This is a genomic window from Citrobacter sp. XT1-2-2 (assembly GCF_023516235.1).
Lineage (GTDB): Bacteria > Pseudomonadota > Gammaproteobacteria > Enterobacterales > Enterobacteriaceae > Citrobacter > Citrobacter werkmanii.
This window is the reverse complement of sequence record NZ_CP097324.1, coordinates 2,854,110-2,877,358: the sequence shown is the minus strand read 5'-3', so window position 1 is coordinate 2,877,358 and position 23,249 is coordinate 2,854,110. Positions and strand designations below refer to the sequence as shown.

The window sequence follows — 23,249 nt, the reverse complement described above, 5'->3', positions numbered from 1 at the left end:
ATCAATGAGTTGTAAAAGTAGTTGCGGGTTGTTTTTGATAACAGAAAGCATGATAATTTCAACCTATATTAAATAATTGCTATGATATTTAGCAATATCATGCTGCGCCATATGGGTTGGGTCGAAGCGGCTGACCTGATCGTTAAAGGTATGGACGGCGCAATCAACGACCGTAACCTATGACTTTGAACGTCTGATGGACGGCAGCTAAGCTGCTGAAATGTTCAGAGTTTGGTTATGCGATCATCGAAAACATGTAATCCAGATTCTGGGTGGTGTGAGAACGGGAGCCGAGAGTTTCCCGTTTTTTATGCCTGGGATATTTTTCCAGTAATTTCAATATATTCATGTAATTAATTGATGTTGACTTTATTTTGTTATCTAAAAATATACATAAATGTTATTAGAAAATATGCTATTTGAGGTTTAATCACAATAATAAACGCTGGCTAAAGTCAGCGTTTATATCATAGTGCGGTTATTTGCTACCGATATTAATCATGTCTAGAGGTTTTATTTTCCGCGAATTAAGACTTTACTTCTTAATAATAATGTCTTTAAATCTTTTTTTCCAAACATTCTGAATAAGTACAGCCATCTATTTTTACCGAGATAATTTAATTTCATTAACTCTGGTTTATAATAATAACACATGATAAATATACCTTGATCATCATCTACAATCTTATGTTTTAAGGTTTGTATTTGGCAGCGACAAACAAGGTTGTAAAATTTCAGCCAATTTTCCTGAGTTGCAACAATAGCCCCGCCTATAATGAATGAGCGGTTTTTAATCATGTAATCGTAAACCTGATTAATACTTTTGGGATTAAGCCATCTTTTGATGGTAAAAAGATTTATTTTATTTTTATCAAATGGATAGCTCCATTGTGATAACCCTCTTGTCATTTCTTGTGTACGACAATAGCCAAAATCGACCCATGCGATCATTTCACTATTAATTAATTTGAGATCAATGGCTTTTTTTATAAAGAAAGTTTTGAGATTACAAACTAAAACATAATCGGCGGACCAATACTCAGGATTCCGTAGTTGACGTTCTTCAATTTTTGATTTGAACTCATCGCTGCTCTGAATATCATTAATTCTTTTTTTAATATTTCTAAATTTTTTGTTGATGTCAAGCGTTACAACGGTGGTAGGTTTGCCTTCTCTTATTTTTTCAATTTTGGGTTTTAAATCACTGGAAGTGAAAATGATCATTTCATTTTCAAGGGTTGAAAGGTTCTTAAAATATTCGATATAAGTTTCTGATTTTCGCTCTAAATAAGGTGCAAAGCCTTTTTCGCTGGTCCAGTTTCCCCTCCCGATATCGAAAAATGCTGTAACAATGGTAATAGATGAATTCATTTTTATGTAGTCCGTTTTTCAATCCAATAACTATTTGATTATGGGAAATATATTTTTTACATCTGTAGTAATGTGGTATTCTAACAGTATCAATATGAAGCAGGAAGCATAATGTGCTATGTAAAATGATAAATAATTGTTACCAACCGCGCAGATTGTACTTCTCCGGCAGTGAATTAAGGCGTTTAATCTGAAAGCAGCCACATATCGGCTTCTTCAAACATTTCCTGAACAGTGCGACTAATCTGTTCTTTCTCGTGCTTACTGGCGTCAGTGTTGATCGCTGGTAGAGTCAGCATCGGTTTAACCCGGACATCAGCATCTGGAAAGATCCGCTGCACTCTCTTTCTCAATTCGCCCAGAATGATCTCTTTTGCGCCTGGCAGACCATCAAAATTCCTTTTGTCATAAACGAGTTCCACGAACATTGTTACTTTCCTTTATCTGTATAAACATACAGTACTTATACTGTGTTTTTATCTGATATACAAGGGGCGACGTCAATACGAATTGACGTCGCCTGGCGATGATAATGTAATGAGGAGAGAGAAAGAAACATAAGCATTATGATGACTAATAAATAAACTAATGCTTTCTTGGTGTTTTAGTGCCTATGTTTCTAAGATTATCATTTCAGGTGTTTATGCTCAGGCATCATTCGCAAAAGGGTATTGTCCTTCTGTATGGCGTGGTGAAATAATGCCGCGCCAGCATGGGCTGCAATCAGGAAATACCCTACATTTGCCAAAGTTTCATGAATAGTTTTTACGACGGCCTTTATTTCACCGTTGCTATGAAAGAAAGCGGGAATGTTTAGCCCTAAAAAATACCAACTCTTTCCGCCGTAAGCCATCGTCAAGATACCTAATAACGGTAGCGCCAGAAAAGAGACATAGAGCATGATATGCATTAATTTGGCTGATATCCTCTGCCACTGGGGTGGCGTAGGTACGATCGCTGGATCGTCATACTTATGTTTGAGAATTAAACGTATTATCATTAAACACCAGACAAATACCCCTGCATTATAGTGTGTTTCTTTCATCAACAGATAGAGGGTACTGCCTTTGGGAAACCAACCGCGAAATTCCATTGCGGCATAGGTTATCGCGATAAACACCAGAGTTAACCAGTGCAAGCGAATCTGAAGTCTTGAGAATCTGTTCATTATTTTTCCTCGAATGATACGCCACCACAACCGTATCGTATTAAGCTTAACAAATCCTTATTTTCATTAAGAGATTAGGGTTTTGTTATGTCTGCTTCGGGTAACACGATCGGATAGTTGATTGGTGTTCACTGCGAGTTTGTCAGGATTCAATTTTTCGACGAGATTTTGTACGGGAAAACGTGTAGAGCATTGGCTGCTAATGGGTAAACGCCGAGGCTTTCAGTTCTGGCTTTGATTTCCTCAAAAGGAAGTGAAGGAGACGGTTCCCGTCCTCCCCAAAGATTGATCCCTTCCGGAATGTCGTCTCTGCCGTATTCCTCGGCTATCTCAATCGTTTTGCCATTATTAAGTTCGATGACGACGCTTTTTCCATCGACAGGGATCAGATTTCCGCCATCGTCAGTAATAAAAATTTTCATTGGCTCACCTCCTCGTTACGCCTACATATGATAGCAAATTAAATGTGGTGCAATACTGGTATTGCACTGAAAATGTTCAATGATTATTTACTATTAATCAATACGTTATGATGTGATTTAAAAAATGTGATTGGTTCCATGGCGATTTATGTTGCTGTCTACCATGCTCTGTAGAGACAAACTTGACCCAGTCAACGTTCGTTTTACGTGTTCATTTTTCGCCACAGGATATAAGAATGCGCAAAGCACTGTTACCGATATTTGCTGCGATATGTCTGTTCGTAATCGGCGTTTTTATTCTCAATATGCAGCTTTGGTATTCCTCATCGCAGGAAGCTTTGGGGGGCGCTCGATATGCTGTGAAAAATATGGACAACATACTTAATGAAGCTTTCCAGGCAACGGGCACAGCTAAGCGCATCGCTGAGAAGAAATGCGATCTGGAGAGCCAATATCAGCTCGGAACTGAAGCCGCGCTTCGGCCTCATCTACGAACGTTGATTATTATTCGGCAAGGGAAGGTTTGGTGCACCTCACTGCCTGGTAATCGGATCCTGCTGAAGCAAATACCCGTCATACCTGATACAAATTTGCTGCTGGCCCCTGCGCAATATACGGTGAATGAGATACCTGTTCTGCTTTACCAAACTCATTTTCAAACAAGTAGTATCATTATCACAATAAGTGGAGTGCATATCCGGGGCGCATTGAATGTCCCAATAAAAGGGCTGTCCTATTCGTTGCGGGTGGGCGACAAAGTACTTGGTTCATCGGCGGAAGTGAAAGTCATCAAGGCGAACGCGCGGCAGTCTGGTCAGGTGGATTCTGCAAAGTATCCCTTCAGCATTATTTTCGATCAGCCTCCATTATTTAGCTTAAAAAGGCTTGTCACTAATGGTCTGGGAATACTGATTTTCATCCTGCTGATCTCGGCAGCTGTAGCGTATGCTATCGATAAATATTTGAATAAGAACGATACCCCTGAAGAAACGTTGCGCCGAGCGATAGATAAAGGGGAGATAGTGCCTTTTTATCAACCAATCGTAAATGGTCGCGATGGAACGTTACGCGGTGTTGAGGTGCTGGCAAGATGGAAGCACCCAAGGGCTGGATATATCTCTCCTGCCTCTTTTATTCCGGTTGCCGAAAAATCAGGTCTGATAGTACCGCTTACTCAAAACTTGATGAAGCAGGTCTCTGCGAATATGAACTCCATCGCCAGCAAATTACCATCCGGTTTCCATGTCGGAATTAACTTCAGCGCATCCCATATTACTTCCCCTGCGTTTGTGGAGGAGTGCCTGCGCTACAGAGGTAGTTTCAGTCGTGATGATCTAAATTTGGTGATCGAAGTGACTGAACGAGAACCATTGCATGTGGATGATGATCTTGTGCAGAGGCTTAATACGCTACATGAAAATGGTTTTGTCATTGCGTTAGATGATTTTGGTACAGGTTATTCTGGACTTTCTTACTTGCATGATCTGCACATTGATTATATCAAGATAGATCAGAGTTTTGTGGGACGGGTAAATGACCTTCCTGACTCAACCCGAATTTTAGATTGTGTACTCGATCTGGCGCGTAAGCTGTCTTTAAGCATTGTTGCAGAAGGAGTAGAAACGAAAGCGCAGCTTGATTATCTTAACAAAAACAACATTGTTTTTCTGCAAGGATACTACTTCTATAAACCGGTCACTTTTACTGAGTTTATCCTTATTCTGCTTTCAAAACCCAAAGTGAAGGTTTTTGTCGAATAAAACGGGAGAAATCTTGTTGATAAAGGTGAGAATGGGGGAGAATCGGCCGTAGAAATCCTGTGTTTTTCTTTATCGTGAGATAAATCTCAGATCGCGCTATTCAAAAAACATATCCTTAGTCATGTGGTGGTTATTTGCATTTTTACATACAGCAAACGGATAACAGCATGACTGATATAGCATTTACCAGGGCACGCGATTCAAATCGTGGAGTGAAAGTAGTACATAAGAAAAAATTGGATGTGCGCAGTAACGGTAAGTATACAAACCGCGACCAACTAGCAATTGCCGCTGTTCTGTTTTTAGGCGGTATCGCCGGAGCTATTGTTTTGGCAATGTACTTAATGATGCAGGAGGGCGTTTTTCTGTACTGATTGTTTAATTTTTCTTATGTTTTATTACGGCGTGTATTGAGTCGCTACTACCATCTCTCAGTAATGTTCAATATTATTAACCATCAATTAAGTTAAGCAGGTATTCCTGAAAATACCTGCTTAAAATATCATTTAGAACAATACACTCTGGCTTCACGAGGGGTATAGATGCCAATCGTGATGATGCGCAAGAAAACATCCATACCCGACTCCTGAACTTCAGTGCGAACAACCTTGTCTGCACCGCCGCAAACAGAAGCTGCATCGATGGTTTGTGACTGGCCAATACCATTAATAAAAAAATTCTGTCTGGTTTCCTGTGTGGGTTTTTCTGCAATACCGTTGTTGATTTTAAAGGTTTGTTGAGCGCAACCGGATAAAGCTGTTGCAGCAATTATCGCAATCATTAACTTTTTCATTTTTACCATTCTCAAGTGTTGGATAGTGAGAAAATGATCTTCTTTAATGTCGCTGGTACATATCCGACCAGCGTTTATGCATGGCAGTATTGTGCTGGCTGTTTATCTATTATTTAGTTAGATAAATTTTTTGTTTATGCTTTGTAGGTCATTGTTGATAACTTACGGTATCAACTCACATTTTATTAATATCAACATTAAGCACGCACAAAAATAGGGGTGTGTTAATGTTGTTTAGACGGGAATATCGAATTCATATACGCGAGGATGATATCAGTTGCATATTGGAACAGGACTATCAGAGATAGTCCTGCCAATAAAACATTTTAAAATTAGAACTGATAGTTTAACGAAACCCAGTAGTTACGACCCGGATTTACGTAGCCGGTAGTGGATTGTGCAGTCTGATAGTAGTCACCTGCGTAGGTGCTATTGCGACCAACCTGATACAGTTTAACTTCGCTGAAGTCTTTATCCAGTACGTTATTGACTGCCGTATTCAGCGTCAGGTCTTTGGTCAGCTTATAAGACATTCCCATATCGAGAACGGTCCAGGCTTTTAAATTCGCGCCTTTGTCGTCATACACCGCCTTTTGTACCGCGCTGAGGTTCTCGTAATTTTCGGTAAAGCGTGGCGCCTTACCGCGATAACGGGCGCTCAACCAGGCGTTCATATCTTCTGTAGCCTGCCAGTTCAGGCGGGCGTTAGCCATATGTTTGGGGGTATAGCTCAACGGTGCGCCTTTATTATCACCATCTTTTTGCTTGCTCTGTGTGTAGGTGTAGTTAAGAGATAAACTCAGTACGTCCGACCAGAGAGGGAAGGTGCTGGCGAATTCAATACCATCGGTCCTTGCCTTACCGCTATTGGTATAGCTGTTGGTATTATCATCGATAGAATACGAGACAATTTTATTTTTATATTCGGTATAGAAGCCGGTAACGTTGGCGTTCAGTCCGGCCTCGTTTTCATAATATAGCCCGGTTTCGTAGCTGATACTTTCTTCCGGCTTGAGGTCAGGGTTACCGACAGTATTAACGGTTCCTTGCGCAGTTACGCCGCTAATGCCGTTATGCAACTGGCTGAGTGAGGGCGCTTTATAACCTGTAGTAACACCGCCTTTGAGCGTCCACTCATCGGAGACATCCCAAACCATATAGGCGCGAGGACTCAGGTGGCCGCCAAAGACATCATTATGTTCATAACGTGTACCTGCGGTTAACGCCAGTGAGTCTAGAATATGCCATTCATCTTCCGCATAGGCAGCCCACGTTTTTTGGTGGAACGTCTCGCCGGTATTGGCCAGTACGACACCGTCTTTCATTCGCGCATCCCAGTATTCCCCACCAAGGGTTAACAGGTGTGAGTCACCTAATGGCGTCAGCAGCACCGAGTCCAGAATGACGTTAGTGTTCTTGAGTTCTCGCGCATCACCGGCACGGCCCGCGTTTTCCGGCGTGAGCGCGGAGGAGACCAGTTGTCGGCCTTTGTTCTCGGTTTCATTCCAGCCGAGGGAAGATTTCCAGGTGCCGAACGTTAAAGCGGTATCGTGGCCGAGAGTCACTTTGTTGCGCTCATAGCGCAGCGTTTTATCATAACCTCCCGTCAGGTTGCCCAACTGTCCATCGTCATTGTCATAGCGCTGTCTGGCAGAGTCGAGATCTAACCACAACGTGTTGTTCTCATTGGTTTTCCAGTCCAGGCGCGTGCCGATATTATAGTTCTCAGATTCAGTTGGATAGGGTACGCGAGTAGAGGCGGTATCGCTCAAAGAGGTGACACTTGAGCCCTGGCGCTGCGTTGTGCTCCCGCGAACCTGCATATCCAGCACGCCTGCGATTAACGGACCGCTGGACCAAAAGTTGGCCACCGTACTGTTACCCCATTTATTACTCTCTTGCAGGTTAACGCCGGTATTGATGGAGGTGCTCCATTTATCGGTACTTTTTTTGGTAATGATGTTCACCACGCCACCGATTGCGTCGGAGCCATACAGCGTCGACATTGGGCCGCGGATCACTTCGATATGATCGATTGCCGCCAGCGGGGGCATAAAGCTGGTATTCATGGCAGAGAAGCCGTTTGGCGTTACATCGCTGCTGCCGTTTTGACGAATACCGTCAATCAGTATCAGGGTATAGCTCGCAGGCATGCCACGGATGCTGATCTCCAGACCACCGGTTTTACCGGTGCTGCTTTCGACATCCACGCCCTCTACTGAACGCAGGGCTTCACCTAAATCATTATATTTATTGGTTTGTAACTCTTGCTGCGAAATCACGGAAACACTGGCTGCTGCATTGGTAATTTTCTTTTCGTAACCGGAGGCGGTGACTACCATGACATCTTCGGCAAAAACCAGGGGGCTGGTAAAACCCATACAGGACAGAACGACAGAGGCAATCGGTTTTAAACGCATAGTCAAACTTCCTTTGTTAAAATTCAAAGGCAGTAAGATAATTGATGAAAATGATAATACAAATAATTATCATTATGGATTTACATAACTTGTCATTTCTGGTGTTTTTCTTGAATAAATATACATAAATTGTCATTGATTTAGCGTAAGGGAATGGTGGTTAAGACAATAGTCTTAATGGTAATTATTAGAATTGAATTAATATGTTATTGAATGAATGGTTGAATTTTAAACAATTTCTGGGGTTCACATCGTACTCATAACGGAGTATCAGAAAAAAGTATGATAATTTTAGAAAATCGTCATACTTTTCTGCGCCGCATCATTTTTTTCGCCAATTCTCTTCGCCATAATCCCTTTCCCAGGAGACTGCTTAACGACGATGCATCGTTAAGCGGCATAAACATAACGCAAATCTGGATAAAATAATGATCAAAGGCAAGCTGGCACTCCTGACGTGTGCATTAACTCTCGCATTAACCTCACCACTCCTCGCCGCGCAGAATGCGGGCGCAGGTCAGACGTTAAAACTGGCGATTGGACCGGAGCCAACGGAAGGGTTTGACCCAATGTTGGGCTGGAGTCATGGCAGCTATTTGCTTTTGCATGCGCCGTTATTAAAACAAAATGCAGATATGAGCTGGGGAAACCTGCTGACGGAGAAGGTGGTGACCAGTGCTGACGGCAAAACCTGGACGCTGACGTTAAAACCTGACCTTAAATTTTCTGATGGGTCGCCGCTAACCGCTGAAGATGTTGTGTTCACTTATAACAAAGCAGCAAAAAGTGGTGGAAAAATTGACATGGGGAACTTCGCTCATGCCAGTTTGAAAGATAACCGCACGGTCGAAGTGACGCTGAGCAGCCCGCAGAGCACCTTTGTGAATGTGCTGGGATCTTTAGGGATTGTTCCGGCAGAGCTTTATAACGAAAAAACATTCGCCAAACATCCGATTGGCGCAGGTCCTTATCGGTTGGTGAGTTTCCAGCCTGGGCAGCAGCTGATTGTGGAGGCTAATCCCTGGTATGCCGGTAAGAAAAATGATTTCAGTAAGCTGGTGTTTGTTTTCCTTGATGAAGATAACGCTTATGCCGCAGCACGCAGTGGGCAACTGGGATTAGTACGTATTGCGCCTTCGATGGCGGTTGCCCCTCAGCAGCAGAATTTGAAACTGTGGGTGCGTGACAGCGTGGAGAATCGGGGCATTGTGTTCCCGATGATTCCTGCAGGTAAAAAAGACGCCAATGGTTATCCGATTGGTAACGATATTACAGCCGATGTCGCGATCAGACGCGCCATCAATTACGCCATTGATCGTAAGCAGCTCGCCGATCAGGTTATGGAAGGTCATGCGATCCCCGCCTATAGCGCGGTTCAGGGCCTGCCATGGCAGGGGCAGTCAGTCGCGTTCAAAGATGGCGACAGCGAAAAAGCACGGACGATTCTGGAAGACGCCGGCTGGAAAGTGGGTAAAGACGGTGTACGAGTGAAAGATGGCAAAGAGGCGCGCCTGACTTTATGGTATGCCAGCGGTGACAGTACGCGTCGGGATTTAGCCGAAGCCGTACGTGCGATGCTGGAGCCTGTGGGTATCCAGGTATCATTGCAATCCGGAAGCTGGGAAACCGTTGAGCGTCATATGCATGCCAACCCGACGCTGTTTGGCTGGGGAAGCCTGGATCCCATGGAGCTGTTCCATCATTACAGCAATCAGGCTGCGGGCGTGGAGTATTACAACCCCGGTTACTACAGTAATTCTGTCGTTGAAGAGCATCTCAAACAGGCTATTGATGCACCGGACTGGCAAAAAGCGCTGCCTTTCTGGCAACAGGTTGAGTGGGATGGCAAGCAAGGCGCTGGTGTACAGGGCGATGCCGCATGGGCATGGTTATTGAATATTCAGCACACTTACCTGGCAAATCCATGTATTGACTTAGGCAAAGGCGCACCGGAAATTCACGGGAGCTGGTCACTGCTCAATAATCTGGATGAATGGACCTGGACCTGCCGTTGATGAAGTCTGTAGTGGGCCATTTTCTCCGGCTGATGGTGTTATTAGTGCTGGTTGCGGCTGGCACTTTTGTGCTGCTCAGCTTTTCTCCGGTCGATCCGATTCGTGCTTATATTGGCAACGATCTCCTGCACGTGCCACCGGAACAATATGCACGTATCGCCGCACGCTGGGGATTGGATCAGCCGCTGTGGGAGCGTTTTGGTAACTGGTTTATACGGGTATTGCAGGGCGATCTCGGCTACTCGATGTTGTTTAATGCGCCGGTTGCCAGCGTGATCAAGGAGCGCTTTGCTACCTCGTTTGCGCTGCTTAGCGGCGCATGGCTGCTCTCCGGTATAGTGGGGACGGCAATGGGATTTGTCGCCGGACGCTACCTGAATCGCTGGCCGGATAAAGCAATTTGTCGCCTCAGCTATCTGCTTTCCTCGTTACCGACCTTCTGGATTGGCATGCTGCTGCTGGCGTTATTTGCCGTTCGTTGGCCGGTATTCCCGGTCTGCTGTGCGTGGGAGCCGGGCAACAACAGCGATATGGCGACACTAACCGAGCGTCTGCGCCATCTGGTGCTTCCCGTTTGCGCGCTAAGTTTACTGGGGCTGGGGCAGATTACACTTCATACGCGGGAAAGTATCGCCAGCGTAATGAAGAGTGAATTTGTCCGTTTTGCGCGCTCTCAGGGCGACAAAGGTTGGTCACTGTTACGCCATCAGGTTCTGCGCCACGCTATCACGCCCGCGCTGTGCCTGCAGTTCGCCTCGCTGGGAGAACTGTTGGGGGGCGCGCTGCTGGCAGAAAAGGTCTTTGCTTATCCCGGACTTGGGCAGGCGACCATTGATGCCGGCTTGCGGGGCGATCTACCGTTACTGATGGGGATCGTCTTGTTTAGCACCGTGCTGGTTTTTATTGGCAATTCACTTTCTACCTGGTTTGTTCACGTGTTGAACCGTGCTCTGGAGCGACCCGATGCTCTATAATCCGACGCCGACGCTTATTCGTCTGGTGCTCTCTTTTAGTTGTCTGCTATTCATTGCGGTTTATGGCGCGGCCACGCTGGATAACCCGTTGAATGTGAATCTGCTTGCCCGTCATCTGCCTCCTGATGCGCTGTACTGGTTTGGCACCGATAACCTCGGTCGCGATCTGTGGGTGCGTTGCTTTCAGGGGGCGTTAACCAGTCTGCAAATTGGTATTGGCGCAGCCTTGTGCAGCGGCTTCATTGCGTTAATGATGGCGGCGTTGTCGCGCCTGCATCCACGTCTGGACGTGCTTATGCGTCTGATAACTGATGCCATGCTGTCGATGCCGCATCTGCTGCTGCTTATTTTGATTTGTTTTACGCTGGGCGGTGGGAAAAGTGGGGTGATCATGGCAGTAGCGCTAACCCACTGGCCGCGCCTCGCACTGATTCTGCGTGCAGAGGCCGAGCGCGTTGCCCATAGCGACTATCTGACGCTGACATGGCGTCTGGGACATGGTCATTTTTACTGCTGGCGACATCACTATCTACCGGCATTGTTACCCCAATGGCTCACGGGGACATTGCTGATGTTCCCCCATGCGGTGCTGCACAGCGCGGCGTTGAGTTTCCTCGGTTTTGGACTGGCGCCGCATGAACCGTCGCTGGGGCTGCTGCTGGCGGATGCGCTGAGGTTTATCAGTCATGGGGACTGGTGGTTAGTGCTGTTTCCGGGGCTGATGTTATTCAGCCTGGTGATGTTATTCGATCAGCTCGCGAGGGCAGTGCATCGTTTATGGTTGCGAGGTGACATATGTTGAGTTTAAGACAGGTCTCGCTGGACGTGGCGCGTTATCGTTGGTTCGGGGCGAGAAAATGGTCTCCGATGTTGCAGAATATCTCTTTCGACGTTGCGCCCGGTCAGATGGTGGCCTTAGTTGGGGGAAGTGGTGAAGGGAAAAGTCTGCTCCTGCAATGTCTGCTCGATCTGTTACCGGAAAATTTGCGTCTGCACGGCGCCATAACCCTTGATGGCAAAATGCTGAACAGTCATGACATCCGCGAATGTCGGGGCAATACCTTCAGCTATGTCCCGCAAGGCGTTCAGGCCCTGAACCCGCTGCTCTCAATTGAAAAGCATTTGCGCAGAGCAAGTCAGCTCTCCGGCCAAACCTGGAATGCCGGAAAAATAGAAAAATTGCTCCAGCGTAGTCAACTGGAAACCAGCGTATTAGATGCCTTCCCGCGTCAGCTTTCAGGCGGTATGGCGAAACGTGTTCTGGCCTGTCACGCGTCGCTGAGTCAGGCCCGCTATATTCTGGCTGACGAAATTACCGCCTGGCTTGATGTGCCATTGGCTAATCAACTGCTTGAGCAGTTGCGTGGTTTATGTGAGCAAGGGGCTGGTGTTTTATGGGTGACGCACGATCTCACGCTGGCGGCCCAGCATGCGGATCGCATCGTCGCGCTGTATCAGGGAAGCGTGTCGGATAACGTTAGTCGTGAACAGCTGTTACGCGGGGAAATTAGCGAGCATCTGCAACGTCAATGGCGGGCTCTGCCTGAGAGAAATCAATTATTTGGAGTGCGCGATGCTGTGCTGTCGTGATGTCGTGATTCGCCAGGGAGGAAAGGTGCTGTGGCAAAACCTTTCTTTCTCTTTGTATCCCGGTGAACGTATTGGGATTTGTGCGCCCAGCGGAACCGGCAAAACGACGTTGGGGCGCGTGCTGGCGGGCTGGCAAAAGCCGACCTCGGGCGACATTCTTATCGATGACCAGCCGCTACCGATGCATCAATATTGCCCGGTGCAACTGGTACCGCAGCATCCGGAATTAACTTTTAACCCACGGCGTAGCACCGGCGATGCGGTTTATGACGCCTGGCGGCCCGGCGCGGAACTCCTTATCCGTCTGCATATCAAGCCGGAGTGGCTAACCCGTCGCCCCGGACAGCTTTCTGGTGGTGAACTGGCGCGAATCGCCATACTTCGCGCGCTGGACCCGCGGACCCGTTTTCTTATTGCCGATGAGATTACCGCTCAGCTCGATCCTTCCATTCAAAGAGATATCTGGGGGCTGCTGCTCGAAGAATGCCAGCGTCGATCGTTAGGCATGCTGATTATCAGCCATCAGCAGGCGCTGCTTGATCAGATTTGCACGCGAGCGCTACTCACGCCGTGATTTTCCCCGTTCCGGTAAGTTACGACGTTGATTAAATGGTTATGTTATATTATAACATTTCACTCGCAAACGATTTGAGGGTGAAATTTTGGCTATTCATTTTAAAAAACTGGCAATTGCTCTGGGGATGATTTTGGTCAGTGGTCAGGTTTTGGCTCACGGTCACCATTCACATGGTGTTCCGATGAGTGAAACAGAACAAAAGGCGTCAGAAGGCATGTTTGATGATGATCAGGTACAGAACAGAGCGCTGACTGACTGGGATGGCATGTGGCAATCTGTCTATCCGTATCTGGTCAGTGGCGAACTTGATCCGGTATTCAAAAAGAAAGCGGAGAAAGATAAAAGCAAAACGGCAGAACAGATTAAAGATTATTACCGTCAAGGCTATGCAACTAACGTAGACACCATCGGCATTGAAAATGGTGTGATGGAATTTCATACCGGTAATCAGGTTACATCATGCAAATACGATTATGCCGGATATAAAATCTTGCACTATAAATCAGGCAAGAAAGGTGTACGTTATTTGTTTGAGTGTAAAGCTGCTGATAGCAAAGCGCCTAAATACGTCCAGTTCAGCGATCATATCATTGCTCCGCGCAAGTCAAGCCACTTCCATATTTTTATGGGAAATACCTCGCAGGCAGCCTTGCTCGAAGAAATGGAGAACTGGCCTACCTACTATCCTTATCAGTTGAAAGGCGAAGAGGTGGTGGATGAGATGCTGCACCATTAATCCGGCCTAAGTTAACGGTACATACCCGCCGCCGGTGGCGGGTATTTTAATTAACAACCTTCTCTTTCCATCCCCTTGCGCATTCGTTAGCATATTGTCTTGCAGCAAGTGCATGTGTTTTTTCAGGAAGAGGTTAACGTGTTTGCAGAGTATGGAGTTCTGAATTACTGGACATATCTGGTGGGGGCTATTTTTATCGTGCTGGTTCCCGGGCCAAATACGATATTTGTGTTGAAGAATAGCGTTGGTCGGGGAGTGAAGGGCGGTTATCTCGCCGCAAGCGGTGTGTTTATCGGTGATGCTGTGTTGATGTTTTTGGCCTATGCCGGTGTTGCCGCCTTGATCAAAACCACGCCTGTTTTATTCAATATCGTTCGTTATCTCGGCGCTTTTTATCTGCTGTATCTCGGTGCGAAGATCCTGTACGCCACACTGAAATCAAAGGCAAGCGACGCCGCGGCTGAGGAAGTCCCGTTTGGCGCCATTTTTAAGCGCGCCTTAATTCTGAGCCTGACTAATCCGAAAGCAATTCTGTTTTATGTTTCGTTCTTCGTGCAGTTCATTGATGTCAATGCGCCGCACTCAGGGCTGTCATTCTTTATTCTGGCTATAACGCTTGAGATAGTGAGCTTTTTCTACCTGAGTTTCCTTATTTTTTCCGGCGCGTTTGTGACCCAGTACATTCGTACCAAGAAGAAGTTGGCTAAGGTGGGTAACTCCCTTATCGGTCTGATTTTCGTTGGTTTTGCTGCCCGTCTGGCGACGCTTCAGTCGTAATCATTGGCCCGCTGAATATGGCGGGCTTCAATATTAAGCTTTTCTTCCCCACACATATCAGCTAATGGTTATAACCAATAAATGGTATTTTAAATGTATATTTTGAGGCGTACTCTGTACACAGCAGCGGTTCAATAAGACTCGCTGGTTGTCGACTGGAAAAGGGAAGAAAAATGCTTCAAATTCCACAGAATCATATCCATACACGCTCAACTCCGTTCTGGAACAAACAAACTGCACCTGCCGGAATTTTCGAACGCCACCTTGATAAAGGCACCCGTGCCGGGGTTTATCCTCGACTGTCAGTTATGCAGGGGGCGGTCAAATATCTCGGCTACGCAGATGAACACAGCCCAGAGCCAGTAGAGGTGATGGTTATTGAGGCCGGTCAGTTTGGCGTTTTTCCGCCGGAAAAATGGCATTACATCGAAGTGATGACCGACGACACTTACTTTAATATCGATTTTTTCGTTGCCCCGGAAGTACTGATGGAGAGTGCAAATCAACGAAAAGTCGTGCGCACTGGCAAGGAGTAAATCATGGGCAAAGCAACTTATACCGTCACAGTAACTAATAACAGCAACGGTGTGTCTGTTGATTACGAGACCGAAGCGCCGATGACATTATTGGTTCCGGATGTCGCGGCAGAAGTGGTCAAAGACCTGGTCAATACCGTCCGTTCATACGATACCGAGAATGAGCATGAAGTCTGCGGATGGTAGTGCTTTCACTTCTGATACCGCTTGAACTGATTGATTCTTAACTTGAAAACCGCACTGCATTTTGATAACGCAGGGCGGTTTTTTATTTGCGTCGGATAGATCGCAGTCCGGAAAAAGATTTCTTAAGAATACCTTAAGAAATTCGCATCGTTTGCTAATAGTTGAACATTCATAGGGGTTATGATCGTGAAATAGTAACAATACAGAACTTCGCGCTTATGAAATTGAATACCCGACTTACATTATCCGCATTCATTCTTGGACTGGTCCTCGTCGCGATCCCGTTCACCGCAAACTGGCATCTTCCTCTGCTTAATGGCGCGGTTGTCACATGGATTGAAAATGGCCAGGCGCTATGGTTATTGTTTGGTGCTGTATTTACTTTCTGCTACATCCGGCCTTTATCGCGTCCTGCAGGCGAGAAGCAATTTTGGCTTTGGGCGGCGGTATGGTGGCTGGTATTGCTGGGCCGAAGCACCAGTTGGGGCCGTGATTACTTCCCGGAGCATCCTAAACTGCTGTTCAGAGCTATCTCAGTCGTGTTAATTGCGATGATTATTCTGCCGGTCCTGCTGTCGAAGCACTTACGCCAGGATATTGCCCGGCGCTTGCGTAATGAACCGCTACCGCTGTGGCTACTGGCGATCACCGTCTGCGCATTTTTGATTTCCGATACAGTGGAGCATCATCGCCTGCTGGCGCCTGTCTTTTTGCATAACGCCAGTTACGGCGATTTGATTGAAGAATTGTACGAACTGCCGTTTATGGTGGGATTGTTTCTGATGAACCTCGGTTTTATGCAGCGGGATAAACAGCATGAGTCTGCCGCTATTTGCTTCAGTGAACCACATCTGGCGAAGTAGTTGGAAAAGGCCTGAGTCTGGAAGGCCAGACTCAGGCGGTCAGGGCGATAATTTACGCAATGGCCTCACACAAGCGTGATTTCATTTCGCTGTACGTTTGTGCGGCATACTTCTCCGCCCATCCCTGATCGGTAATGTGCTCAATTTTGACAGCACAATATTTGGTTTCCGGCGTTTTCGAGATCGGATCAAGGTTATCCTGTGTTAACTCATTACACGCGCCAATCCACCATTGATAGGTCATATACACTGTGCCGGCATTAATACGCTCGGAGACATCCGCACGGCTGATGACCTTGCCTCGGCGCGAGCTTACCCACACCAGGTCACGATGACGGATACCCAGTTTTTCTGCATCATCGGTGTTGATTTGAACATACCCTGGCTCATCAGCCAGCGCCTGTAATGCCGCGCAGTTGCCGGTCATGGAGCGGCAGGAGTAGTGTCCGACCTCGCGCACGGTACACAACACCAGCGGATAGTTCTCATCAGGGACTTCAGCAGGAGCGCGCCACGGAGCGGCAAACAGTTTGCCTTTGCCATTCGCGGTATCAAATTGGCTGTGTGCGTAAAGATACGGTGTGCCCGGGTGATCGAGATCCGGACAAGGCCACTGAACATGGCCCATCTCACCCATTTTCTCATAGGTCACGCCATAGAATAGCGGGCACAGTTTGCGCATCTCATCCCAGATTTGCTGATTATTTTGATACTGCATCGGATAGCCCATTTCGCTGGCCAACAGACTGATAATTTCCCAGTCACGTTTAACATCCCCGTGGGGTTCAATCGCTTTCTCAAAACGCTGGAAGCCACGATCGGCGCAGGTAAAGACACCGCCGTGTTCGCCCCATGATGTTGCAGGCAACAGGACGTCGGCCATCTCTGCCGTTTTGGTCATGAAGATATCCTGCACGACGATAAAATCGAGCGCGTTAAATCCTTCCCGGACCAGCCCCAAATCAGCCTCGGTTTGCAGCGGATCCTCACCCATGATGTAGTAGGCTTTTATTTTGCCCTCAATCGCCAGATGCGGAACTTCGGTGATGCGCGTTCCGACCTTGTCATCCATCTGATTAACGTCAATCCCCCAGGCGGTGGCGAATTTCTCCCTGACGGCAAAATCGGTCACGTCCTGATACCCCGGAAACTGGTTAGGCAGTACGCCCATATCACATGCGCCCTGCACGTTATTTTGCCCGCGTACCGGGCCAACGCCGACGTTTGGACGTCCCAGATTCCCGGTCAGTAAGGCCAGGCTCGACAGTCCACGCACCACATCAACGGCCTGGCCAAACTGCGTGACGCCCATCCCCCACATCACGGTTGCCGATGGCGCCGCGGCAAATGTACGCATCGCCTGACGAACCTGTTGTGCAGGGACGCCTGTTAAATGTTCTACGGCTTCAGGGGCATAGTCCTTAACGGTTTCCCAGTATGTTTCCAGACCTTCGGCATGTTTATGCACGTACTCGCGATCGTAAAGCTGCTCTTCAATAAGCACATGGCCAAAAGCGTTGACCAGCGCCATGTTGCAGCCATTTTTTAACTGCAAATACTGATCGGCGATACGGGCGGTTTCAATACGGCGAGGGTCGCAAACAATGATTTTCGCGCCGTTCTGACGAGCTTTAATCACCCGACGGGCCACTATGGGGTGTGAGTCCGCGCAGTTATAACCAAAGATGAGCAGGCATTTTGAGTTTTCAATGTCGCTGATGGAGTTGCTCATTGCGCCATTGCCCAGCGTTTCCTGTAGACCCGCAACGGAAGGGCCGTGACAGACGCGGGCACAGCAGTCGACATTGTTGGTATTGAGCACCCCACGGGCGAATTTTTGCATCACGTAGTTGGTCTCATTGCCTGTTCCCCGGGAGGAACCTGTCGTCATGATGGCGCGAGGACCATAGGTATTTTTGATTTCAGATAAGCGTTTAGCGGTGTAACGAATGGCCTCATCCCAGCTAACGGGAGTGAATTTTCCACCTTTTTCATAACGGATCATCGGGCGAGTCAGACGGGGAGTCAGAAGGCGGGTGTCGTTCAGAAAGTCCCAACCATAATAGCCTTTCAGGCATAGCTGATTTTGGTTCGTTACACCCTCAGCGGCTTCGGCGCGGATGATTTTGTTATTTTCAACAACAAGCTTGAGCTTGCACCCGGCCCCACAGTATGGGCATACACTGGTGATTTTTTTCATCAATAACAGACCTGTTAAATGCTGAAATAGCGCGAATTGTAGACGAAGCCACGTGAATAGATATCACGGGCTACGATGTGTCGTAGTGACGGGTTGTTAAAGCATAAAGCATGCCAAAAATGAAAACCCAGCATTGGCAGGGGGGCTGCCCAGAGAGCAGAGAGGAATGACTGTCGATTCGTCACTATTGACGAGAAGCGTCATAAATATCACCGTTTTGTCGTTGGTCTAACTCTATGAAACATCAGAAAAAGATGAAAATTACAGGTGATGCCGATCACAAATTATAATTTTTCAGCGCTATGCTATGCTTTTATACAACGAGTCAATCGTTAACTTAAAAACATAAGTGAGGAAAATAATGGGCATTATTTCATGGGTGATTTTCGGTCTTATCGCGGGGATTTTGGCAAAATGGATTATGCCGGGTAAAGATGGCGGCGGATTCTTTATGACCATTATCTTGGGGGTTGTTGGTGCGGTGGTTGGCGGCTGGATCAGTACCTTCTTTGGCTTTGGCAAAGTTGATGGTTTCAACTTCGGCAGTTTCGTCGTAGCGGTTATCGGCGCGATCGTGGTGCTGTTTATCTACAGAAAGATCAAAAGCTAACTCAATATACAGAGATGAAAGGCCACTGATATGTGGCCTTTTTATTAGTTACCACCAGCCCAGTTCCGTTCCCAGAACCACGATGATAGCCACGCCAATCATAATGAGCGTTGTTTTTTTCATCGTTATGCACCCGGCGCAGCGTAGCCGCCAACAAAAAACCAGGATAAGAAAACGACAGCGGAAATGAAAATAATGACGGGGAAAATAATACCGAGTCGCATAGGATTATCTGCCAGAGTTATTTAAAGACGAGCCAGCATAGCAGGGCTTAATGTACGACAAAAGTGGTTTTATCCTGTCGCTTTTTATCTTTGTACATTGCGCTGTCTGCCATGTGGAGCGCACAGTTTACATCGGTCTCATGCGGATCAATTTCCACCACGCCCAGGCTGGCGCCAGGATAAAACAGATGGACGCTGCCCAAGTGATAGTCGCCGCAAATGCGCTGTTGCAGCTGATTTTTCACCTTTTGCAGGCGCTCGTACCGATCGCTTTCATCTTCCGGCGACAGGCTAACGACTAAAAATTCGTCACCGCCCAGTCGACCAAGGATATCATTGTCGCTGCATTCGTGGAGCAGGCGCTGTCCGATCTGGATCAGGAACTGGTCGCCAACTTCATGACCAAAGCGGTCATTAATCAGTTTGAAATCATCCAAATCAATATAGGCAACGACGACCTTCTGCCGGAGATGTCGGGCAAGCGAAAATAGGGTTTCAACATTTTCAAAAATCGAGCGCCGGTTCGGTAACCCGGTCAGCGCATCGGTGTAGGAATACGCAATCAGCGCGGCGTTGGCTTCGCGTAACTGAGCGACCAGCGACTCTTTTTGAATAGACTGGGCGATCAGGCCGGCAAACAGATTCAGCACCTGTTCACCTCGCTCGCTCAATGCCTGCTGGCGGCGACTGGTGGCACAGAGCGTACCGTAAAACGTTCCGTCCGGAAGATGAACAGGCGTGCTGAGAAACGTAGTGATTTCCAGCGCGCGGGCTGCGCTGCATTCCGGCCAGCGTGCGGGCACGTTGTCGCTATACAGACAGTTATCTTCGATGGCGCGTTTGCATAGCGTCTCATCCCACGGGACGGACAGCCCTTCCGGGATCTGCATTTGTTTGCTATTGCGCGCGTACAAAATATGCTGCAGGCGAGCATCTAAATCGACCTTGGTTAAATAGGTTGATTCCATCTCTGTCACCACCTCCAGCATCTCCAGAAGTTGCCGAACCAGACTCTCAACAGACTGCTCCGTGGCTAAGGATTGTGAGACTCTGGCGAGGATCATGTCCGACATGAGGTGTAAATACTCCTGAATAATGACAAGGCTGGCGTTGCCCGCATGATAGAACATCAAGGTGAAAGATGAAACACGTGCTCCCGGTTAAAATGTAAACATAAAATTGAAGCCCGGTGGTAAAACATGGAGATATATGAGGAGTCGGGGTAATCTTGCCGGATAACGTTCTTAGCAGGAGTTGATATGAAACTGGCGTCTGTTATTTTGCCCGGCATGCTGGTGCTGGCAGGGTGTAGTACCCCACAACCGGAAGCGCCAATGCCGCCGAAAATTGGCATGGCAAATCCGGCATCGGTGTATTGCGAACAAAAGGGCGGCTCGCTGATTGCGGTGCAGACTCCGCAAGGGGTAAGGTCTGACTGCAAACTCCCCGGAGGGGAAGTGATAGATGAATGGGAACTCTGGCGTAGAGAAGCGGGGAAGTGATCCGCTGTTAGCATTGACGTAGCCATTCAGCCAGCACCAGCGCGTGGTTTTGCTGAGTATTCTTCGCCGCATACAGTAGCGTTAAGGTTTGCTGCCGGGCAATTTCTGCGAGGCGCTTCCCTTCCTGCTGCTGTTGGGCCAGTTCGCTACGGTACTGCTGGGAGAAGTGAGAAAAATCAATCAGCTCTGCGTGGAATGCTTTACGTAAATCTGATGACGGCGTCAGCGCTTTATTCCATTCATTGAAAGCAAGGTCGGTCTTTTTTATCCCCCGTGGCCACAACCGATCGACCAGAACGCGATAACCATCGCTTGTTTCTGCCGGGTCATACACGCGTTTACACTGAATATTCATCTTTTCATCCGCTCCATTAAGCCGCCGCGTTGGTATTTAGCATCATTTTTATGACGGTTAAATAAGATCCTAAAACGTGACCATTATAGCATTTTGCCAGCCTGGACTCCCAATTTAAGGGATTGTGATACCGATGAAAAGTCGGTAGGCTGAGGCTCCTTATGTTGTCCCTTATTGTCTGGACATAAGGAAACCTTAATGGACATTTCCCCGATAAAAGATACGCTTCGCATTGCGCTGGTGGGCGATTACAACCCCGATATTGTGGCGCACCAGGCGATTCCCCTTGCCATTGATGATGCTGCTGCCGTGCTGGAGTTGGTGGCTGATTATGACTGGCTAACCACTTCTGATATCAATAGCCGTGAAGACCTGATTGGCTATGATGCCATCTGGGTCGTGCCAGGCAGCCCCTATCGACACCCGGAAGGGGCGCTGATTGCGATACGCTACGCACGCGAGAACAGCATTCCATTTTTAGGCACCTGTGGTGGTTTCCAACACGCCATACTGGAGTATGCCCGAAACGTGCTGGGCTGGAGTGATGCCGCGCATGCTGAAACGGATACCGCTGGGCGAATGGTGATCGCGCCGTTGACCTGCTCGTTGGTTGAAAAAACGGATGATATTGAGCTCCGGGCCAATACGCTGATTGCGAAAGCCTATGGACGCGATGCTATCACGGAGGGGTATCACTGCAACTATGGTGTGTCGGACGCTTTTGCCACCGAGCTTGAGAGCGGCGATCTCCGGGTGACCGGTTGGGATGACGCCGGGGATATTCGCGCCATTGAACTGGTAACGCATCCTTTCTTTGTTGGCACACTCTTTCAACATGAACGTGGCGCGCTGGCGGGAAAACCCGTGCCGTTAGTCCAGGCGATGCTCCGCGCGGCGCGGGGATAAAATGCCGGGCAGGACGTTAGCTAACCTGCCCGCGACATTATGCGTTCGCGATCTCCCGATCGCGCCCAGCGCACAGACCAAACACGGCCATCAGCATCGCTAACACGGCGACACCCGCTAATGGAATCAGCCAGCTACCGTTGAGGTCGTGAATTTTACCCATCAAGGGCGGCCCGCAGGCGGCCAGTAAATAGCCGACAGACTGCGCCATTCCGGACAACGCCGCGGCCTGATGTGCGGAACTTGCGCGCAGGCCAATGAAGGTCAAGCCGAGGATCATGGTCGCACCTGAGCCAAAGCCAAACAGAATGGTCCACAGTAAAGCCTGGTCGGGCATTATGGCAAATCCCGCCGCGCCAACGGCGCACATTACTGAAACCAGGGCGGCGATGGCACGCTGATCCTTAAATCTGTTCAGGACGAGGGGAATCAATAACCCTGGCGCGGCGGTCGCCAGTTGCAGTAAACCGTGCAACGAACCGGCCTGCGCCTCGCTGTAGCCGTGGCTGATTAAAATGGCGGGCAACCAGCCGATGATCACGTAATAGATAAGCGAGTTGATTCCCAGAAACAGGGTCACCTGCCAGGCGAGGCCGGAGCGCCAGATAGCACGGGAATGTAATGCGCGTGAGTTACTCAGGCTGGCATTGCCCGTCTGACGACACTGGGGCAACCAGATAACCAGCGCCAGCAGCGGAAAAACCATCAGTACCATCAGTGCGCCGCGCCAGCCAAATCCATTTAACGCCAGCGGAACAACCATGGCTGAACCCAGCGCCGCCGCTGCGCCCATGGTCAGCGAGTAAGCGCCAGTAAGTTTTGCTACATGCTGGGCATAATCACGCTTAATCAGCCCTGGCAACAGGACATTTCCCAGGGCTATTCCGCACCCGATGATAGCGGTTCCGCTAAACAGCAATCCCGGTGAGGGCAGCGAGCGTATCGTAATACCTGCGCAAATCAGCAGCATAGCGGCAAACAGGCTGCGTTCGATGCCCCAGCGGCGCGCAACGGCTGCGGCCAGAGGGGATACCAGCGCGAAGGCCAGCAGCGGAAGGGTGGTCAAGAGTCCCGTTTGGGCAGTGCTCAGACCGTAGTCGGCACGAATTGCATCTAACAGCGGGGCGGCGCCGGTAAAGGTAACGCGCAGCGTGGTGGCAATCATCAGGATACCCGCGATCAGCAAAGCAGCGTTTTTACCGCGGGAGGAAGGCGTATTTATCATTTTTTTCTCATCTTGTCAGGCGAGGCGATACCTTAGCGT

Annotated in this window: 27 protein-coding genes and 1 pseudogene; 16 read left to right on the top strand and 12 right to left on the bottom strand. The window is 48.2% G+C overall.

Annotation, left to right across the window (positions count from 1 at the left end; genetic code table 11):
* Positions 1-96: 96 nt before the first annotated feature.
* A pseudogene (locus tag M4I31_RS13725) lies at positions 97-260 on the top strand (NADP-dependent isocitrate dehydrogenase); the annotation flags it as partial.
* A 253-nt stretch (positions 261-513) separates the two neighbouring features.
* On the opposite strand, the gene yibB reads toward M4I31_RS13725, so the two are convergent.
* The 4 genes from yibB to M4I31_RS13705 all read right to left on the bottom strand — a co-directional run bounded on the left by yibB (position 514) and on the right by M4I31_RS13705 (position 2,961).
* A complete protein-coding gene (gene yibB, locus M4I31_RS13720) occupies positions 514-1,371 on the bottom strand; it encodes a protein YibB (protein ID WP_085049539.1) in 858 nt (285 codons plus the stop codon).
* Between the two features lie 185 nt (positions 1,372-1,556).
* On the bottom strand, positions 1,557-1,799 hold the full coding sequence (locus tag M4I31_RS13715; RefSeq protein WP_085049538.1) for a DinI-like family protein: 243 nt from the start codon (positions 1,797-1,799) through the stop codon (positions 1,557-1,559).
* A 200-nt stretch (positions 1,800-1,999) separates the two neighbouring features.
* Positions 2,000-2,539: a cytochrome b gene (locus tag M4I31_RS13710; protein ID WP_085049537.1), complete on the bottom strand. Its 540-nt coding sequence runs from the start codon at positions 2,537-2,539 to the stop codon at positions 2,000-2,002.
* Positions 2,540-2,688: 149 nt separating this feature from the next.
* Positions 2,689-2,961, bottom strand: coding sequence for a hypothetical protein (locus M4I31_RS13705; RefSeq protein ID WP_085049536.1), 273 nt, complete (start codon positions 2,959-2,961; stop codon positions 2,689-2,691).
* Between the two features lie 236 nt (positions 2,962-3,197).
* Between M4I31_RS13705 and M4I31_RS13700 the strand changes: the two genes are divergently transcribed.
* Positions 3,198-4,721, top strand: coding sequence for an EAL domain-containing protein (locus M4I31_RS13700; RefSeq protein ID WP_085049535.1), 1,524 nt, complete (start codon positions 3,198-3,200; stop codon positions 4,719-4,721).
* Between the two features lie 167 nt (positions 4,722-4,888).
* Positions 4,889-5,095 (top strand): hypothetical protein, encoded by a 207-nt coding sequence (locus M4I31_RS13695; protein WP_038639967.1) that lies wholly within the window; start codon positions 4,889-4,891, stop codon positions 5,093-5,095.
* A gap of 128 nt (positions 5,096-5,223) precedes the next feature.
* On the opposite strand, the gene M4I31_RS13690 is transcribed toward M4I31_RS13695, so the two are convergent.
* Positions 5,224-5,514 (bottom strand): Bor family protein, encoded by a 291-nt coding sequence (locus tag M4I31_RS13690; protein ID WP_038643122.1) that lies wholly within the window; start codon positions 5,512-5,514, stop codon positions 5,224-5,226.
* A 332-nt stretch (positions 5,515-5,846) separates the two neighbouring features.
* Positions 5,847-7,934, bottom strand: coding sequence for a TonB-dependent receptor (locus M4I31_RS13685; protein ID WP_038639972.1), 2,088 nt, complete (start codon positions 7,932-7,934; stop codon positions 5,847-5,849).
* 428 nt (positions 7,935-8,362) lie between these two features.
* Between M4I31_RS13685 and M4I31_RS13680 the strand changes: the two genes are divergently transcribed.
* The 10 genes from M4I31_RS13680 to M4I31_RS13635 all read left to right on the top strand — a co-directional run bounded on the left by M4I31_RS13680 (position 8,363) and on the right by M4I31_RS13635 (position 16,188).
* Entirely contained in the window at positions 8,363-9,949 is a 1,587-nt protein-coding gene (locus M4I31_RS13680) for an ABC transporter substrate-binding protein (protein ID WP_085049534.1), read from the top strand.
* The gene (locus M4I31_RS13675) at positions 9,949-10,923 is read left to right on the top strand and encodes an ABC transporter permease (protein ID WP_085049564.1); all 975 of its coding nucleotides are present in this window, start codon (positions 9,949-9,951) and stop codon (positions 10,921-10,923) included. The genes M4I31_RS13680 and M4I31_RS13675 overlap by 1 nt, the downstream gene beginning before the upstream one ends.
* Positions 10,913-11,725 carry an ABC transporter permease gene (locus M4I31_RS13670; protein ID WP_069324310.1) on the top strand — a complete coding sequence of 271 codons (813 nt, stop codon included), beginning with the start codon at positions 10,913-10,915 and terminating at the stop codon, positions 11,723-11,725. Before M4I31_RS13675 ends, M4I31_RS13670 begins: the two co-directional genes overlap by 11 nt.
* Positions 11,719-12,513, top strand: coding sequence for an ATP-binding cassette domain-containing protein (locus tag M4I31_RS13665; protein WP_085049533.1), 795 nt, complete (start codon positions 11,719-11,721; stop codon positions 12,511-12,513). The genes M4I31_RS13670 and M4I31_RS13665 overlap by 7 nt, the downstream gene beginning before the upstream one ends.
* Positions 12,497-13,087 (top strand): ATP-binding cassette domain-containing protein, encoded by a 591-nt coding sequence (locus M4I31_RS13660; RefSeq protein WP_085049532.1) that lies wholly within the window; start codon positions 12,497-12,499, stop codon positions 13,085-13,087. The genes M4I31_RS13665 and M4I31_RS13660 overlap by 17 nt, the downstream gene beginning before the upstream one ends.
* Positions 13,088-13,175: 88 nt before the next feature.
* Positions 13,176-13,826 carry a metal-binding protein ZinT gene (gene zinT / locus M4I31_RS13655; protein WP_085049531.1) on the top strand — a complete coding sequence of 217 codons (651 nt, stop codon included), beginning with the start codon at positions 13,176-13,178 and terminating at the stop codon, positions 13,824-13,826.
* Positions 13,827-13,964: 138 nt separating this feature from the next.
* Positions 13,965-14,603 (top strand): leucine efflux protein LeuE, encoded by a 639-nt coding sequence (gene leuE, locus M4I31_RS13650; RefSeq protein WP_032940118.1) that lies wholly within the window; start codon positions 13,965-13,967, stop codon positions 14,601-14,603.
* Between the two features lie 173 nt (positions 14,604-14,776).
* Complete coding sequence (yeaR, locus tag M4I31_RS13645) at positions 14,777-15,139, top strand: DUF1971 domain-containing protein YeaR (protein ID WP_085049530.1); 363 nt, start codon at positions 14,777-14,779, stop codon at positions 15,137-15,139.
* A gap of 3 nt (positions 15,140-15,142) precedes the next feature.
* On the top strand, positions 15,143-15,325 hold the full coding sequence (locus M4I31_RS13640) for a DUF1869 domain-containing protein (protein ID WP_003832433.1): 183 nt from the start codon (positions 15,143-15,145) through the stop codon (positions 15,323-15,325).
* A gap of 218 nt (positions 15,326-15,543) precedes the next feature.
* Entirely contained in the window at positions 15,544-16,188 is a 645-nt protein-coding gene (locus tag M4I31_RS13635) for a hypothetical protein (protein WP_085049529.1), read from the top strand.
* Positions 16,189-16,240: 52 nt separating this feature from the next.
* On the opposite strand, the gene fdhF is transcribed toward M4I31_RS13635, so the two are convergent.
* The gene (gene fdhF, locus M4I31_RS13630; protein WP_085049528.1) at positions 16,241-18,388 is read right to left on the bottom strand and encodes a formate dehydrogenase subunit alpha; all 2,148 of its coding nucleotides are present in this window, start codon (positions 18,386-18,388) and stop codon (positions 16,241-16,243) included.
* A 361-nt stretch (positions 18,389-18,749) separates the two neighbouring features.
* Here fdhF and M4I31_RS13625 point away from each other — a divergent pair, with 361 nt between their 5' ends.
* Positions 18,750-18,998 (top strand): GlsB/YeaQ/YmgE family stress response membrane protein, encoded by a 249-nt coding sequence (locus M4I31_RS13625; RefSeq protein WP_005120370.1) that lies wholly within the window; start codon positions 18,750-18,752, stop codon positions 18,996-18,998.
* A gap of 48 nt (positions 18,999-19,046) precedes the next feature.
* Here M4I31_RS13625 and yoaJ read toward each other — a convergent pair whose 3' ends face one another.
* From yoaJ to M4I31_RS13610, 3 genes are read right to left on the bottom strand one after another with little or no spacing between them, the layout of a single operon-like run.
* Positions 19,047-19,121, bottom strand: a complete 75-nt coding sequence (yoaJ, locus tag M4I31_RS13620; protein WP_099530266.1) for a protein YoaJ — start codon at positions 19,119-19,121, stop codon at positions 19,047-19,049.
* A 2-nt stretch (positions 19,122-19,123) separates the two neighbouring features.
* The gene (locus M4I31_RS13615) at positions 19,124-19,222 is read right to left on the bottom strand and encodes a YoaK family small membrane protein (RefSeq protein WP_038640017.1); all 99 of its coding nucleotides are present in this window, start codon (positions 19,220-19,222) and stop codon (positions 19,124-19,126) included.
* 47 nt (positions 19,223-19,269) lie between these two features.
* On the bottom strand, positions 19,270-20,295 hold the full coding sequence (locus tag M4I31_RS13610; RefSeq protein ID WP_085049563.1) for a sensor domain-containing diguanylate cyclase: 1,026 nt from the start codon (positions 20,293-20,295) through the stop codon (positions 19,270-19,272).
* 186 nt (positions 20,296-20,481) lie between these two features.
* On the opposite strand from M4I31_RS13610, the gene M4I31_RS13605 reads away from it, so the two are divergent.
* Positions 20,482-20,724, top strand: a complete 243-nt coding sequence (locus tag M4I31_RS13605; protein WP_085049527.1) for a DUF333 domain-containing protein — start codon at positions 20,482-20,484, stop codon at positions 20,722-20,724.
* 7 nt (positions 20,725-20,731) lie between these two features.
* Here the strand turns inward: M4I31_RS13605 and M4I31_RS13600 are convergent, their stop codons facing one another.
* On the bottom strand, positions 20,732-21,079 hold the full coding sequence (locus M4I31_RS13600) for a DUF488 domain-containing protein (RefSeq protein WP_038640022.1): 348 nt from the start codon (positions 21,077-21,079) through the stop codon (positions 20,732-20,734).
* 198 nt (positions 21,080-21,277) lie between these two features.
* Here M4I31_RS13600 and M4I31_RS13595 point away from each other — a divergent pair, with 198 nt between their 5' ends.
* Positions 21,278-21,985 carry a CTP synthase gene (locus M4I31_RS13595; RefSeq protein ID WP_085049526.1) on the top strand — a complete coding sequence of 236 codons (708 nt, stop codon included), beginning with the start codon at positions 21,278-21,280 and terminating at the stop codon, positions 21,983-21,985.
* A 37-nt stretch (positions 21,986-22,022) separates the two neighbouring features.
* Here the strand turns inward: M4I31_RS13595 and M4I31_RS13590 are convergent, their stop codons facing one another.
* The gene (locus M4I31_RS13590) at positions 22,023-23,210 is read right to left on the bottom strand and encodes a CynX/NimT family MFS transporter (RefSeq protein ID WP_085049525.1); all 1,188 of its coding nucleotides are present in this window, start codon (positions 23,208-23,210) and stop codon (positions 22,023-22,025) included.
* Positions 23,211-23,249: the final 39 nt, after the last annotated feature.